Source organism: Thioclava sp. SK-1, from assembly GCF_001705665.1.
GTDB lineage: Bacteria > Pseudomonadota > Alphaproteobacteria > Rhodobacterales > Rhodobacteraceae > Thioclava.
The window spans coordinates 236,112-251,708 of the sequence record NZ_MDHA01000069.1 but is presented as its reverse complement, the minus strand read 5'-3'; the positions used below and the strand labels follow the sequence as shown (position 1 = coordinate 251,708).

At 57.5% G+C, this 15,597-nt stretch carries 15 protein-coding genes; 5 read left to right on the top strand and 10 right to left on the bottom strand.

Annotated elements, in window-relative coordinates; all coding sequences use genetic code 11:
- Positions 1-16 precede the first annotated feature (16 nt).
- Together BFP70_RS17150 and rsmI are read right to left on the bottom strand one after the other, a co-directional pair.
- The gene (locus tag BFP70_RS17150; RefSeq protein WP_255356761.1) at positions 17-403 is read right to left on the bottom strand and encodes a YraN family protein; all 387 of its coding nucleotides are present in this window, start codon (positions 401-403) and stop codon (positions 17-19) included.
- Complete coding sequence (gene rsmI / locus BFP70_RS17145; RefSeq protein ID WP_369820215.1) at positions 404-1,306, bottom strand: 16S rRNA (cytidine(1402)-2'-O)-methyltransferase; 903 nt, start codon at positions 1,304-1,306, stop codon at positions 404-406.
- 90 nt (positions 1,307-1,396) lie between these two features.
- Between rsmI and BFP70_RS17140 the strand changes: the two genes are divergently transcribed.
- From BFP70_RS17140 to murJ, 3 genes are all read left to right on the top strand, one after another.
- Positions 1,397-2,578: a penicillin-binding protein activator gene (locus tag BFP70_RS17140; protein WP_066012853.1), complete on the top strand. Its 1,182-nt coding sequence runs from the start codon at positions 1,397-1,399 to the stop codon at positions 2,576-2,578.
- Between the two features lie 102 nt (positions 2,579-2,680).
- Positions 2,681-5,455, top strand: a complete 2,775-nt coding sequence (locus BFP70_RS17135) for a [protein-PII] uridylyltransferase (protein ID WP_066012852.1) — start codon at positions 2,681-2,683, stop codon at positions 5,453-5,455.
- Positions 5,452-6,996 (top strand): murein biosynthesis integral membrane protein MurJ, encoded by a 1,545-nt coding sequence (murJ, locus tag BFP70_RS17130; protein WP_066012851.1) that lies wholly within the window; start codon positions 5,452-5,454, stop codon positions 6,994-6,996. Before BFP70_RS17135 ends, murJ begins: the two co-directional genes overlap by 4 nt.
- Here murJ and BFP70_RS17125 read toward each other — a convergent pair whose 3' ends face one another.
- On the bottom strand, positions 6,997-7,677 hold the full coding sequence (locus BFP70_RS17125) for a rhomboid family intramembrane serine protease (protein ID WP_066012850.1): 681 nt from the start codon (positions 7,675-7,677) through the stop codon (positions 6,997-6,999).
- A gap of 107 nt (positions 7,678-7,784) precedes the next feature.
- On the opposite strand from BFP70_RS17125, the gene trpS reads away from it, so the two are divergent.
- On the top strand, positions 7,785-8,831 hold the full coding sequence (trpS, locus tag BFP70_RS17120) for a tryptophan--tRNA ligase (RefSeq protein ID WP_066012849.1): 1,047 nt from the start codon (positions 7,785-7,787) through the stop codon (positions 8,829-8,831).
- Between the two features lie 52 nt (positions 8,832-8,883).
- Here trpS and BFP70_RS17115 read toward each other — a convergent pair whose 3' ends face one another.
- The 7 genes from BFP70_RS17115 to BFP70_RS17085 all read right to left on the bottom strand — a co-directional run bounded on the left by BFP70_RS17115 (position 8,884) and on the right by BFP70_RS17085 (position 14,331).
- A complete protein-coding gene (locus BFP70_RS17115; RefSeq protein WP_066012848.1) occupies positions 8,884-9,816 on the bottom strand; it encodes an ornithine cyclodeaminase family protein in 933 nt (310 codons plus the stop codon).
- Positions 9,813-10,430 carry an HAD family phosphatase gene (locus BFP70_RS17110; protein ID WP_066012847.1) on the bottom strand — a complete coding sequence of 206 codons (618 nt, stop codon included), beginning with the start codon at positions 10,428-10,430 and terminating at the stop codon, positions 9,813-9,815. Before BFP70_RS17110 ends, BFP70_RS17115 begins: the two co-directional genes overlap by 4 nt.
- A complete protein-coding gene (locus BFP70_RS17105; protein ID WP_176715595.1) occupies positions 10,423-10,881 on the bottom strand; it encodes a YaiI/YqxD family protein in 459 nt (152 codons plus the stop codon). The genes BFP70_RS17110 and BFP70_RS17105 overlap by 8 nt, the downstream gene beginning before the upstream one ends.
- Entirely contained in the window at positions 10,878-11,708 is an 831-nt protein-coding gene (gene fghA, locus BFP70_RS17100; RefSeq protein WP_066012845.1) for an S-formylglutathione hydrolase, read from the bottom strand. The genes BFP70_RS17105 and fghA overlap by 4 nt, the downstream gene beginning before the upstream one ends.
- 172 nt (positions 11,709-11,880) lie before the next feature.
- On the bottom strand, positions 11,881-12,798 hold the full coding sequence (locus BFP70_RS17095) for an AEC family transporter (protein WP_066012844.1): 918 nt from the start codon (positions 12,796-12,798) through the stop codon (positions 11,881-11,883).
- A gap of 85 nt (positions 12,799-12,883) precedes the next feature.
- Positions 12,884-13,777 carry a cation diffusion facilitator family transporter gene (locus BFP70_RS17090; RefSeq protein WP_066012843.1) on the bottom strand — a complete coding sequence of 298 codons (894 nt, stop codon included), beginning with the start codon at positions 13,775-13,777 and terminating at the stop codon, positions 12,884-12,886.
- A gap of 71 nt (positions 13,778-13,848) precedes the next feature.
- Positions 13,849-14,331, bottom strand: a complete 483-nt coding sequence (locus BFP70_RS17085; RefSeq protein ID WP_255356766.1) for an SH3 domain-containing protein — start codon at positions 14,329-14,331, stop codon at positions 13,849-13,851.
- Between the two features lie 235 nt (positions 14,332-14,566).
- Between BFP70_RS17085 and BFP70_RS17080 the strand changes: the two genes are divergently transcribed.
- On the top strand, positions 14,567-15,553 hold the full coding sequence (locus BFP70_RS17080) for a D-glycerate dehydrogenase (protein WP_066012841.1): 987 nt from the start codon (positions 14,567-14,569) through the stop codon (positions 15,551-15,553).
- The last annotated feature ends 44 nt before the right edge of the window (positions 15,554-15,597 follow it).

The following is a 15,597-nucleotide window of genomic DNA, read 5'->3' as shown; positions in this document are numbered from 1 at the left end:
CTGTTTGCGCGTGATTTCACATACCATCGCGCATTAATGCGTTTTCTAAAATCTCGACCTGTCCGTGGGCATCGACAAGGGCGGCGTCAAACCGGGTGTCTGCATCGGGATCACCGTTGGTAAATGCCAGTGCTGCACGCCCGATCCGTGCGATTTGCGCGGCGGATATTCGTTCGGCTGCCTGTGCATGGGTGGGCGCGCGTTTGACCTCAACGAAGACCAGCAACGTTCCTTTTCGCAAGATCAGGTCGATTTCCCCCCCCGCACCACGCCATCGCTGCGCCACGGCCATGAAACCCGCCGCCTGATAGGCCCGCAGAACCTGTGCCTCCGCGGCGGCACCCGACAGATAGGCGCGGTGGCCGCGCACGGGTCCGTGTGGATCATGGGTTGGGCGGGTCACTTAGGCGCCTTTCGACAAAGCCAGCGCACGCTGATAAACATCGCGTTTTTTCAGGCCCAGCTCTTTGGCGACCTCGGCACTGGCGTCTTTCAGGCTTAGGTCTTCCAGCCGGTGGCGCAGCATGGCGTCCAGATCGGCCTCTGTCACCGCGATCTTTTCGGCGCGGTCGACCAAAACGACGATCTCGCCTTTGATTGTGCGATCTTCCAGCGCCTGTGCCAGATCGTGCAGCGGGCCGCGCAGAACTTCTTCGAATTTCTTGGTTAGCTCTCGGCAGACCACAGCACGGCGATCTGTGCCAAAGGCTGCGGCCATATCCGCCAATGTATCTTTCAGCCGTTTGGGTGATTCATAAAAGATCAGCGTGGCTTGGATGCTTGACATCTCAGAGAACCAATTTTGCCGGGCTTGCATGGTGCGCGGTGGAAACCCAGCAAACATGAAACGATCACTTGGCAGGCCCGATACGGTCAGCGCGGCCAGCACCGCCGAAGGCCCCGGCGCAGCATAGACCGGGTAGCCGGCGTCAATAGCTGCATGGCCCAGCTGATATCCCGGATCGGCCACCAATGGCGTGCCTGCCTCTGAGGCATAGACCACGCTTTGCCCCTGCTCCAAGGCGGACATGATTTTCGGACGAGCAAAATCGCCATTTTGATCGTGATAGGCCACGATATGACGCCCGTTCAGCGCCACGCCGTGAATGTCCATCAAATGCCGCAGCGACCGCGTGTCTTCGGCCGCCAGCATGTCGGCCTGTGCCAAAAGGTCCAGCGCGCGCAAAGTGATATCGCGCGCAGCGCCAATCGGTGTGGCAATAAAATGCAGTCCCGGTGCCAGACGCGCCCCGCTGGCCGTCTTTCCCACCAGCGGCATATCGCCCGCCTGCCATGTTCCGCTCATCTCGGTGCCTTCCCGCAAAGTTTACTTCGATCCGGCCATCGCATAGGGTCTGGCAAAACCATTGCCCATCCCGGACTCGAGGATCTGACTATGTTTCCTATTTTGCATAAGGCCCGCAACCCCTTGCTGAGAATCGGGGGGCTTGTTTCCGCCTTCTGGCTGGCAGCCTGTGATCCCACCTCCATGCCCGGTGGCGGCACGGGGCAGACGATCAATACATCTGCACCAGTTCCTGTGGCGCTGTTGCTTCCGGCGGGATCGGGATCGTCGGGCGACGAGACGCTTGCACGGTCACTTCGGCAGGCCGCGCAATTGGCAATTTCGGATCTGGACGGGGTCAAGATCGACCTGCGCACTTATAACACGGCAGGCAATCCCACGCAGGCCGCGCAGATGGCTACCAAAGCTGTGGATGAGGGGGCAAAGATCATCTTGGGCCCGGTGTTCGCACAATCGGCCAATGCCGTGGGCGTCGCCGTTGGGCCGCGCAATGTCAATGTTCTAACCTTTTCAAACAACACACAAATCGCAGGCGGAAACGTGTTTGTGCTTGGCCCGACATTTGACAATACCGCAGATCGTCTGATCGGCTATGCCAAGGGGCAAGGCAAGCGCAACGTCCTGATCGTGAACGAGCAAAACACGGCGGGTGAAGTTGGCGCACAGGCGATTGAGCGCGCAATTTCGCGCAATGGTGTCAAGCTGGCGGGAAAAATGAGCTACCCGTTCTCGCAGCAGGGTATCGTGCAGGCCGCGCCGACTATCGCCGCGCGGGCCAAGGCGGATGACGTGGATTCCGTGTTCATGACAGCAGATGCGGCGGGTGCATTGCCGCTGTTGTCCCAGCTGTTGCCCGAACAAGGTGTGTCGATTGGCAGCAAGCAATTCATTGGCCTTACCCGCTGGGATATTCCGCCAGCCACCTTGGCGTTGCCGGGGCTGCAAGGCGGTGTATTCGCGCTGCCTGATCCGAACCTAAGCGCACAATTCCGTTCGCGGTATCAGGCCGCTTATGGTGAGGCGCCGCACCCGATTGCAGGCTTGGCCTATGACGGGATCGCGGCGATTGGTGCATTGGTGAAGGCGGGCAAGGCGAATGCATTGACCAAGGGCGCATTGACGCAAAATTCAGGCTTTGTGGGTGTGAATGGCATTTTCCGCCTGCGCGGCGATGGTACGAACCAGCGCGGCTTGGCAGTGGCGCAGATCAAAAACGGTCAGGCCGTGATCGTGTCGCCAGCGCCGCGTAGCTTCACGGCTGCGGGTCTGTAAATCAGGCCCGGACCGGCTCTGGCCATAAATATTGGCCATAAGACACGCGGGGGCCCACATCGGGCCCCCACTCAGACCCTGCTTGGGATATAGGCTATTATCATGAGTAACGATTTCGTCCTTGCCCCGGCTGATTCCGGCGCGCCATTGCTGTTGACCCCATTGTCATTGATCGAGGCGCTGGACCACGCGCTATACGGTATGAGTGACGAAAAAGATATTCGCACAGCCACGGTGCAATTTTTGCAAACCGCGCGCAAAGCCGCCTTGCCGTGGATTGAATCGGAATTTGATAGACATCCGCGTGCAGCGCGCGAAACGGTGCAAAATTATGCCCGGATGACCGATGGCCTTGTCACCGCTGTCGCACATGTGGCGCAGATCTACCTGCACCCGCAGGAAGGACGGGAAAAACCGGCTGATCGTCTGTCGATCCTGGGTGTGGGCGGCTATGGTCGTGCAGAAATGGCGCCGCATTCCGATGTGGATTTGCTGTTCTTGATGCCACGCACCGGGACCGCCTGGAGCGAGGCGGTGATCGAATCCATGCTTTATATGCTGTGGGACCTGAAACTAAAGGTCGGTCATGCGTCGCGCACGATCGAAGATTGCCTTAGCCTTGGCCGTGAAGATTACACCATTCGCACGGCTTTGTTAGAACATCGCCGGATTTGCGGCGATGTGGCGCTGGCAGAGCTGTTGACCAATCAGTTGCAAGAAAAGCTGTTTCATAATTCTGCATCGGATTTCATTGAGGCAAAACTGGATGAACGTGCCAAACGACACAAACGTCAGGGCGGGCAGCGCTATGTTCTGGAACCCAATGTCAAAGAGGGGAAAGGCGGGCTGCGGGACCTGCAAACCCTGTATTGGATCGCGAAATATCTTCACCGGGTGAACCGGGCGGCGGAATTGGTCGCTATCGGGGCCTTTACTGAAGAAGAATATTTGCATTTTCACAATGCGGAAAATTACCTGTGGGCGGTGCGGTGCCATATGCATTTGATCGCTGGGCGGGCCTCGGACCAGCTGACATTTGACATGCAGGTCGATGTGGCGGTGCGCATGGGGTATTCAGACACCGAAGGCCGCCGCGCGGTTGAGGTGTTTATGCAAGATTACTTCCGCCATGCGACGATCGTTGGCGATGTAACCCGTATCTTCCTGACCAAGCTGGAAGAGAAACACGTTAAAACCGCGCCCAAGCTGACGCGAATTTTTCGGCGTAGGAAAACGCTTAAATCGCCGTTCTTTGATGAAAACAACCGCATCAATATTAGCAGCGAAGACGCGTTTCTGGCCGATCCGCTCAATCTTTTGCGGATTTTTGAAGAGGCGCTGCGCACGGGAATGTTGATCCACCCCGATGTGATGCGGCTGATTTCGGCCAATCTGCATCTGATTGATGACAAAGTCCGCCGCAATAAAGAGGCGCAGCGGATCTTTCTGGATCTGATGCTGAAACATGGCAATCCAGAGCGCGCCTTGCGCCGGATGAATGAGCTGAATGTTCTGGCGGCGTTTCTGCCCGAATTTGAACCCATTGTCGCGATGATGCAGTTCAATATGTATCACAGCTATACCGTTGACGAACATACGATCCAGGTGATTTCGACCCTTGCGCAAATCGAACGCAAAGAGCTGATTGAAGAGCTGCCGCTTAGCTCTGAGATCCTAGAGAATGGGGTCAATCGCAAGGTGCTGTATGTGGCGCTGCTGTTGCATGATATCGGCAAAGGCCGGCCAGAGGATCATTCGATCCTGGGGGCAAAAATCGCGCGCTCGGTCGCGCCGCGATTGGGGCTGAAGGACAGTGATTGTGAAACCGTGGAATGGTTGGTGCGCAATCATCTGGTCATGTCCGACATGGCGCAAAAGCGCGATATTTCTGATCCACGCACGATCCGCGAATTTGCCAAAGTGGTGAAGAACCGCAAATGGCTGGATCTGCTGACGGTGTTGACAGTGTGCGATATTCGCGGTGTTGGGCCCAATGTGTGGAACAATTGGAAGGCCACGTTGCTGCGCCGGTTGCATGCGGAAACCGCGCAGGCGCTGGAACATGGGTTAGGACAAGTCAGCCGTGCGGAACGTTCTGAAGATGCCAAACGCGCCCTTCGTGAGACGTTGGATGCCGCCGGCTGGGAGGTGAAAGAGCGCCGGGCAGAGATCAGCCGCCATTACGACCCCTATTGGCAGGGGCTTGCGGCAATCAACCATGAGATTTTCGCGGAGGCGCTGCGTAATCTGGGCGATGATGAAATTCGCATTGATTTGCAAATTGACCCCGATCATGACGCCACGCGGGCATCTTTCGCGCTTGCCGATCACCCGGGAATTTTCTCGCGCTTGGCGGGGGCGTTGGCGCTGGTTGGGGCCAATGTGGTTGATGCGCGGACCTATACCTCCAAGGATGGCTATGCGACGGCGGTGTTTTGGATTCAGGACGCCGATGGCCATACCTATGAGGCATCGCGCCTGCCGCGTTTGCGCACGATGATCTCAAAGACACTAAAAGGTGAAGTGGTTGCGCGCGATGCGCTTAAAGACCGCGACAAGATCAAGAAACGCGAACGTCAGTTCAAATTTCCTACTCATATCATGTTCGATAATGAGGGGTCGGAGCTGTATACGATCATCGAGGTGGACACCCGTGACCGTCCCGGCCTGTTGTATGATCTGACCCGGGCACTGGCCTCTGCAAATATCTATATTGCAAGTGCTGTGATCGCGACATATGGCGCGCAGGTGGTCGACAGCTTTTATGTGAAAGATATGATCGGCCTGAAACTGCATTCGGAATCGAAACGCCAAGCGTTGGAGAAGCGTCTGCGTGATGCGATCGATTCCGGCTCCCGGAGGGCGGGTAACGAATGAAGCCAATACGGCTTGTCAGGGGCTTTCTGACGGTAGGGATGTGGACATTGCTAAGCCGGGTGCTGGGCTTTGTCCGGGATATGATGATCGCAGCATTTTTGGGGGCAGGCCCGGTGGCCGACGCGTTTTTTGTCGCGTTTTCGCTGCCCAATATGTTCCGTCGCTTCTTTGCGGAAGGGGCGCTGAACATGTCCTTTGTGCCGATCTTTGCCAAAAAGCTGGAAGCGGATGAAAATCCGCAGGCCTTCGCGCGTGAGGCAATGGGTGGGTTGACCACGATTTTGATCGTGCTGACGCTTTTGGCCAGTGTGACGATGCCGTGGTTGGTGCTGGCGATGGCGTCTGGCTTTGCCGAGGATGAGCGGCTTGGTCTTGCGACCAATTTCGGTAGGATCGCGTTCCCATATATTTTGTTCATTTCCTTATCTGCGTTGCTGTCCGGGGTGCTTAATGCCTCTGGCCGGTTTGCAGCCTCTGCTGCTGCGCCGGTCTTGTTGAACATCATTTTCGTGGGCGGCATGATGCTGGCGGATACGGCGGGCTGGGATGTGGGCCAAACGCTTGCGTGGTGTGTGCCAGTGGCGGGGATCGCGCAGCTTGCGTTGGTGTGGATCGCTGCATCGCGCGCGGGGTTTCGCCTGTATCCTGTCTGGCCGCGCCTGTCCCCCGATATGCGCCGTCTGGCCCGTGTGGCAGGGCCAGCGATGCTGGCAGGCGGTGTTGTTCAGGTGAACCTGCTGGTAGGCCGTCAGGTAGCGAGTTGGTTTCAAGATGGTGCGATTTCCATCCTGAATTATGCGGATCGCCTGTATCAACTGCCGCTGGGTGTGGTGGGGATCGCAATCGGGATTGTGCTATTGCCGGATTTGGCGCGGCGTCTGCGTGCAGGCGATGATGACGGTGCGCGCCATTCCTTCTCTCGCGCGGCGGAATTTGCGCTGGCATTGACCGTGCCGCCAGCGGTTGCCCTGATGGTCATCGCGGGGCCGATTGTGTCGGTGCTGTATCAGCGCGGTGCGTTCGGGCCAGAGGCCGCAGCCTCTACCGCGCTGGCGGTGGCGATATATGGCGCGGGCCTGCCGGCCTTTGTGCTGCAAAAGGTCTTGCAGCCGTTATTCTATGCGCGCGAAAATACCCGTGCGCCGTTTAATTATGCGCTGGTTGCGATGGCGTTAAATGCGGTTTTGGCGATTGGGCTAGCGCCGTTCATCGGCTTTTATGCTGCTGCTGTGGCCACAACATTGGCCAGCTGGGCGATGGTTGCGCAGCTGTGGTGGGGGGCACGTGCGATGGGCGACGCAGCCCGATTTGACCTGAGGTTCTTTCAGCGCTTGCCGCGTATCCTTTTGGCCTCTGCCGGGATGGGTGGTTTTGTCTGGGGCCTGTCCCGGATGCTGGACAGCCCCTTACACGAAGCGGGCCTGCGCTATGGTGCGCTGGCAATTGTGATCTTTGCTGGGATCGGTGCATATTTCGCCATCGGTCTGGCGATTGGCGCCTTTAAGGCCACCGATTTCAAATCAGCGGTGAAACGCGGATGACTAGCGGCGCCGGATCCGCGAAAGCGCCCGGCGCAGCCCCCCAGGCGCGACGAAGAAGCTCATTGTGAAGCCTGCGGTGAACCCTGCCAAATCGGCAATCCAATCCAGTGACCCGGGAAAGACGATGCCGAAGATCAGCTGAATGCCCATCAAAAACCCAATCAGGGTAAAGGCACGCGCGCGGCTGGCATGTGCCATGCCCAGCTTGGTCCATAAGATCCAGGTGAAGGCGCCGATCAACCCATAGGCCGCAGGATAGCCACCCATCAGTGCACCTTCGGTAAAGGGCACCAATGTGTAGATAATTGCGCCAAAAATTGCGGCGCCAAAAAACACCGCTGCCACGGCCCAGCCGCGAAACACTTCGCCGACCATTTTGCCAAGCGCCAGCACAAAGACCAGCACGAACAGCGCCTGCGTGAAATTGGCATGGAAGAACGGGTAGGTAATCACGCGTATGACCTGTTGCCACGGCCAGATATTCTGATCGGCCATAGCGCGCAAAATATTAGGATCGAAGGCGAAGCGCTGCAGCGCATCCAATCGCCATCCGGCGGCTTGCGGCCCCAGGATACCAGAGCCCGCCAGCCCGAATAAAATTTCCCCCGCCAAGATCGGGGCGCATAGCAGCCAGACGACCATTGGCAATGGGTTGATCGGGCGTTCATCATATCCCTGCATATCGGGCTCCGGTTGACCTTGCTTTGAATTTGGAGATAAGCGAGCGTAGGCCTTTTTACCAGCCTGAGTGTTAAGGCCATTTTCAGAAGCCGCCAAGGATACCTGCAATGTCTGACCAGACCGAAGTCTTGAACGCCAGTTTTACGCCACGCATCTTCTCGGGGATTCAGCCCTCGGGGAATTTGACACTGGGCAATTATCTGGGGGCGCTGAAGCGCTTTGTGCAAAAACAAGATGAGGGGATCGAAACGATCTACTGTCTTGTGGATATGCACGCGATCACGGTCTGGCAAGACCCCGATGCCCTGAAACGCCAGACCCGCGAAGCGGCTGCTGCCTTTCTTGCATCCGGGATTGATCCGGTGAAATCCATCCTGTTCAACCAATCACAGGTTGGCGCGCATGCAGAGCTTGGTTGGCTTCTGAACTGCGTCGCGCGGCTTGGCTGGATGAACCGGATGACCCAGTTCAAGGACAAGGCAGGCAAGAACGCCGAGAAAGCGTCGCTGGGGCTGTATGCCTATCCGGCGCTGATGGCGGCCGATATTCTGGTCTATCAGGCGACGATGGTGCCGGTGGGGGATGATCAAAAACAGCATGTGGAGCTGACACGCGATATCGCTGCCAAGTTCAATCATGATTTCGGCGTGGACCATTTCCCAGCGCCAGAGCCGCTGATCGAAGGTGCTGCGGCCCGCGTCATGAGCCTGCGCGACGGGTCAAAGAAAATGTCGAAATCCGACCCTGCGGATGCCAGCCGGATCAATATGACAGATGATGCTGATACGATTGCCAAAAAGCTGCGCAAGGCGCGCACCGATGCTGAACCATTGCCAGAGACAATCGATGGTTTGGCAGAGCGGCCAGAGGCGCGAAACCTTGTGAATATCTATGCCGAACTGGCAGAACAGACCCCGTCACAGGTTGTGGCCGAATTCGCAGGGCGCGGGTTTGGGGATTTCAAACCTGCGCTTGCTGATCTGGCTGTATCGGTGCTGGCGCCGATTTCGGGTGAGATGAAGCGCCTTATGGATGACCCGGCAGAAATTGACCGGATCTTGGGTCAAGGCGCGGAACGGGCGGATGCTATCGCCCGCCCTGTCGTCGAAAAGACCCGTGATATCATGGGTATGGTGCGCTCTCGTCAGGTGTGAACCCGGCAGATATTTTGCCAAATTCAGGCGGCCCTCGGGCCGCCTGTTTGCATTAACGCCCGCGCCATGCATTCAGGATATAACGGGCGGTCATCAAATCCAGATGCGCACCACCGCCGTTTTTACATAAGGTGATCTCATCTTCCGATTGGCGTGCAAATTGGCCACTGGCAATGTCATAGTAATCCGCAATGATATCTGATTGCGTGATGACGCCGCGGGCGATCGGATCCCGGAATTCGCCAATATCATGGATTGTGGTGGCCCGTGCATTGGCAAACAGCCGCGCGCGTGTCAACGCAGTGTCATCGACCTCTCGCATATCGGGGCGATAGGCTCCAATCAGGTCCAGATGGGTGCCAGGGCTTAGCCATTCGCCCTGCAGATAGGGTGTCATGGCCATTGTGGTTGTCGCGATGATGTCGGCTTGGCCCACGGCGCGGGAAAGATCGTCAGCCACGCTGGCGCCTGTGACATCGGCCAGTGCTTTTGCTTTGGTGGGGGTTCGATTCCAAAGCGTAAATCGGGCACCGGGGAAGGCTGCGGAATAAGCGGCGATCATGGATTGGGCAACATTGCCCGCCCCACAGATCAAAATGCGTTCGGCATCCGGGCGTGCCAATTTCCGTGCCGCCAGCAGGCTGTCCCCTGCGGTTTTCCATTTCGTGACCAGATGAAAATCGACAATCGCTTCCAGTTGACCGGTCGTGTCGTTTAGCAAATTGACGGCGCCATTGACCATCGGCACGCCATTGTTGGGGTTGCCGGGAAAGACCGAGGCGGGTTTGATGGCAAGCCCCAGCCCATCAATCCAGGCAGAGCGTGTCAACAGCGTGTCTTTCCCGCGATACAAGAAGCTGTCGGCCACTTCGGCACGGGGCAGGCGGTGCCCGGCCTCCATCGCGTCGGTCAGGGCGATCCAGTTCAGATGCGGCTCAACCTCTGGGCCGATGATGTCGGGCGGTGCGGTGCGATACTGGGTCATTGTGCCTCACTGTGTGTCAAAAGCCCCTCGGCGACCATCCGCGCGGCCCATCCGGCGGGGCCTTCAAACAAATGGGTGTTCCAACCGCGCTGGGCGGCAGCGGCGATATTATCGGCGCGGTCATCTGTGAACAGCAGCTGTGCGGGGTCAATCGCGCAATCTGCCTCGACCATTTGATAGATCTTTGTATCAGGCTTGATCACTTTCATCGCGCCCGAGACATAGAATTTGTCGAACTCTTGCAAGAAAGGATAGGTTTTCTGGGCGGTGGCGAATGTGCCTGTGCCGAAATTTGTCAGCGCAAAGACTGGGACGCCTTTGGTGCGGAGCGCGCGCAGCAGCCGGACCGAATGCGGGATTTCAGGAGAGGCCATCATATGCCAATCGCTATGCCAGCGCAGGATCTCATCATGCCATTGCGGATGGGCGGCGGCGTATTTTCTGGCCTCCGTGGCAAGATCACCGCCGCGATCCACGGTGTCATTCATCCCATGCAGATCGACCTGTGAAAACATAGCCCGCCGCGCGGTTTCCCCGATGATGGCATCATAGTGACGTTCGGGCTGCCATTCGATCAAGACATTGCCGATGTCGAAAATCACCGCCTTAACCATTGGGTTTGTCCTTTTGTGCAGCGCGCGCGACACGGTCCAGCGCCATCATGAAACGGGACCGATCCGCCTTGGAAAACGGCTTGCCGCCGCCTTGACGGAACGGATCGGCCGAGCGCAGATCGGTCATCAGGTCGCGCATTGCCAAGACGTTGCCGATATTGGCCTCGGTCAGGGGATCGCCATCATGTTTCAACACCCGCGCCCCATGTTCGATACAGCGTGCGGCCAGCGGTATATCTGCGGTGATCACCACATCGCCCGGCCCTACCTGATCTGCGATCCATTTGTCGGCCTCATCCGGGCCATCAGGCACATATATCATTTCGACCAAAGGGTTGGCAGAGGGGCGCAGCCCGCCGTTGCACACGAGCCGCAACCCGATGTTCAACCGCGTAGCGATGGCTTCGGCCTCGGCTTTGACGGGGCAGGCATCGGCATCAATATAGATCATTTCCACAGCGCCTGAGCGTGAAAATCAATATGATCTGGAATAAAGCTGGCCACGAAATAATAGCTGTGATCATAGCCGTGCTGCATGCGGAATGTGCCGGGCTGACGCCGGGCTGCCATCGCCTGCGCCAAGGCCTCTGGCCGCAAAAGATCCAGGAACTGGTCCGCATCGCCTTGATCTACCAGAACCTCGCCATCGAAACCCAATTGGGTCATCAGATGGGTGGCATCATGGTCAAGCCACGCGCCTTCATCTGGGCCCAGATAGGCGTTTAACTGTTTGCGGCCCCAATCGGAATGTGTGGGCTGTGCTATGGGTGCAAAGGCCGATACCGAACGAAACCGCCCCGGCTGACGCATTGCCAATGTCAGTGCACCGTGCCCGCCCATGGAATGGCCGGTTATCGCCTGACGTTCCATATCCAGCGCGAAATGCTCTGCCACAACGGCGGGCAGCTCTTCGGCCAGATAATCCCACATTTTGAAATGTTTCGCCCAAGGGTCTTGGGTAGCATTGACATAAAACCCTGCGCCTTTGCCCAGATCATAGGCCTCATCATCTGCAACATCATCGCCGCGCGGCGAGGTGTCGGGGAAAATCAACGCGATTCCGGCTTCTGCAGCATAGGCCTGTGCGCCTGCTTTGCTCATGGCATTTTCATGGGTGCAGGTCAGCCCTGACAGATACCACAGAACCGGAACCGGCCCGTCTTGCGCGTCGGGGGGAAGGAACAGACCAAAGGTCATGTCACAGCCGGTGGATGTAGAGGAATGCGCATATACGCCTTGAACGCCTTCAAAGCACCGATTTTCTGAGATGGTCCGCATGGCGGTCTCCGTTCTATCTAGATGTGATCAAGGCCGTGGCAAACCGCAGTATCTTTACCGCATCTTTATTGCGCGACCTGATCCGTTTCATTGGTTATGGATCACATGGGGCGCGTTTGGCGCCGGGGTCTGGGTGAGGAAACAACGAAGGTCTGTCCGCATATCCTTTGGCCTAGCCGTGAACCCAGGACAGCACGAAAGGCAAGGTCAGGATGCTGAAAGCGGTTGATACGAAAATCGCGGCCGAAACACGTTCAGTGCCAACATTATAATGTTGGGCGAGCATGTAAACATTGCCCGCCACCGGTAGCGCGCTGGCCCCGATCATCACGCCGGCTGCGAATGGATCAACCCCAAAGATCAGCAGCGATGTTGCGGCCACGGCCAGCGGATGCAAAATCAGTTTAACGCCCGAAAGCCAGATCGCAGGGCCCAATCGGGTCAGTCGCAATGTTGCCAGTGTGGCACCAATCGCAAACAGCGCACCGGGGGTGGCTGCGGCCCCTAAAATTGTTACCATTTGCAGCAAAGGTTGAGGCATCGGCAGATGCAGAACAGACCAGATCATGCCTGCCCCCATCGACACGATCATCGGGTTCTTGATCAGTCCCAGTGCAATCGGGGCTACCGCGATACGGCCTTGACGTGATCCGGTGATGACGATGGTGATCAACGCGGCAAAAATCACCAAATCAGATGTAAGCACCATCAAAATCGGTCCGACCGCACGTTCGCCCAAAATCGCCGCCAACATTGGCACGCCCAAAAAACCGGTGTTGCCAGTCATGCCGGTGTGGGCCTCCATCGCAGCAAGCGAGATGGGCTCGCCCCGGGTGCGTGCCACGCCAAAGCCGACCAACCATAGGACAACCGAGCCCAGCACATAAGCGGCGACGAACGCCGGATCGAACAGGGATTCGATGTCCAATGTGGAGGTGAACTGGAACAGCATCGCTGAAAGCGGGAAGAAAAATACGAATTTCGTCAGATAGGCGGTGGCTTGGGGCGGAAAAAACTTAATCCGCCCGGCAAACCAGCCCAGCCCGATCAGGGCAAAAAACGGTAAAGTTTGTAGAAAAATCGCGATCATGCAAAATCGCTAGCATGCGCGAACGAAAGGGGCCAGTGCATCTGTGCACAGACCTGCAACCTTTGATCTCGTCCACAGCTTTTGATTAAGGCCGCGTTGGGTCCCAAACATCTTTGTGAATGATGACATCGGCCTGGGGATAGGCCTCGATAATGGCGCGCTTTAACTGTGCGGCGATTTCATGGGCTTGGTTCAGGCTTTGGGCCCCGTCCAGCTCTAGGTGCAATTGCACGAACAGCTTTGGACCTGCGGTGCGGGTTTTTAGATCATGGAACGCGTGCACCTGTGGCCAGTTGCTGACAATATCGGTGATACCTTGCAAGGTTTCAGGATCCGCCGCGCGGTCCATCAGGGCATTCCACCCCGCACAGCCGATCTTGATCGCGCCGCGCAGCATTACAGCCGCCGCGATAAGGCCGACAACAGGGTCCAACCATGTCCAACCGAATTGCCGCGCACCATAAAGGGCGATAATCGCACCGATGGTTGGCAAAAAATCCCCGATGTAATGCAACATATCAGCGGACACGACCTTATTGCCCGTCCGCTTGGCCACACGCGATTGCCAAAGCACCAGCCCACCCGTCACCAGGGCTGATAGCGCCATTACAATGATACCGGCCCCCTCAGACATCAGTTCGGGCGCAGTATCTGCGGTCAATCGGCGCAGGGAGGCAACGATGATCGCGATGGCCGATCCGGTCACAAAGACTGCCTGACCCAGGGATACCAGATCCTCGGCAGAGCTATGGCCAAAAGCATGGTCGTCATCGGCAGGGCGGGCGGCGTATAAGATCGTCCATAGTCCCGCCATGGAAATCAGCAGATCCATCGCACTATCGGCCAGCGACGCCCCAATGGACACAGCCCCGGTTTGCCACAGCGCCCATAGCTTCATACTGACCAGCAATGCGGCCACGCTGACCGAAGCAATTCCAGCAGATAGGTTCAGTCGCTTGTCTTCGTCACTATAGGGCATTGGGAAGGCCCTCCTGTTGTGATGGGCGACTGAGTCGCGCCGGGTTTTCCGTCCTAACTTAGCGTGCCATGTCAGTCACGCAGTTCATCCGCCCCGACACCCCAGATAGCGGTTTTTTGAACCCAGCCATCCGCGCCGTCTGCGCTGATCTCACACCAATCAATTGTGCATTGCCCTAATCTTAGGATTGCGCCGGCTTCTGCCAAGGCTGCAACCGATGCGCTGGCGTCAGGGCGGGATTTTAATTCTGTCATATCATTTTCGATGATGACCGTGCGCACACCGGAAATCAGAGAATAATGGACCCAACCACCCGCGCCATCGCGGTCCTCGACACGGCGCCAGTGCCCGAATTCGGCTGTAACACGCAGGGGCATACCGGTGTGTTTGAACACCCAGTCGATTCGGTGCGACAGGGACGGCCCGCGACGTGCGTTCCCTTCGGAACCTTTCAGCGACACAAAGCGCGGCAAAGGCAAATTGGTCACCGGTCCGCGTTTAGGGCCTGTTATTTGTGCTGCAGGTGCAGCAGGCTGTGTTTGTGCCCCTGCCATCTTGCCGGGAATCGCCATAAACCCCATGCTAACCGAGAGCGATAGGGCGACCAGCCGCAGACCTGAAACTGTAATTCTCATCATTAAGCCCCGAAAGTTTTGCGCTCGCAGCGCAACAAAGTTGCGCAAAAAGTGCTAAATATTGCCATTTCCTGCCGATCGGGCCTTGTGTTTCGGCCCTTAGAGAGGCAGTTTGCACCTAAGAACGAAGAGTTGGAAGAGAGGAGGCTTCGCCATGCCTGCCCAACGTTTAAGTGTTGTCGTCACGCGACGATTGCCTGAGGTCGTTGAGACCCGGATGAAAGAGCTGTTCGATGTCGAACTTCGCGAGGGTGATAAGCCGATGAGCCGTGAGGAGCTGGTCGCGGCAATGGCGCGTTCAGATGTGATCGTGCCCTGTATCACCGATAAAATTGATGCGCCAATGCTGGCGCAGGCCGGTGAGAAGCTAAAGCTGATCGCGAATTACGGTGCCGGTGTGGACCATATTGATGTGGCCTCTGCGCGTCAGCGCGGCGTGCTTGTGTCCAATACGCCCGGCGTCGTGACCGAAGATACCGCCGATATGACGATGGCGCTGGTTCTGGCGGTGACACGCCGGATTCCAGAAGGCCTTGCCACCATGCAGACCGGCCGCTGGGAGGGCTGGTCTCCGACCGGTTATATGGGGGGGCGGATCGGCGGGAAACGTCTGGGCATCCTAGGCATGGGGCGGATTGGTCAGGCCGTTGCACGGCGTGCGCGCGCCTTTGGCATGCAGATCCATTACCACAATCGCAAACGTCTGCGCCCGGAGGTCGAAGCCGAGCTGGAAGCGACCTATTGGGAAAGTCTGGACCAGATGGTTAGCCGGATGGATGTCGTGTCGGTCAATTGCCCGCACACCCCATCGACCTTTCACCTGCTGAATGCGCGACGGCTGAAGCTGATGAAACCCGAGGCGGTGATCGTCAATACATCTCGGGGTGAAGTGATTGATGAAAACGCGTTGACCCGGATGCTGCGGGCGGGCGAAATTTCGGGTGCGGGGCTGGATGTGTTTGAAGGCCGCCACGAAATCAACCCACGCCTGCGCGAATTGCCCAATGTCGTTCTTTTGCCGCATATGGGCTCGGCGACGATTGAAGGGCGTTCGGAAATGGGCGAAAAGGTCATTATCAACGTCAAGACCTTTGCTGACGGGCATCGCCCACCGGATCTGGTCGTTCCCTCAATGGTTTGAACATGCTTCAATCGACATCAAGCGAGCGCAGAGTTCTTCTTGCG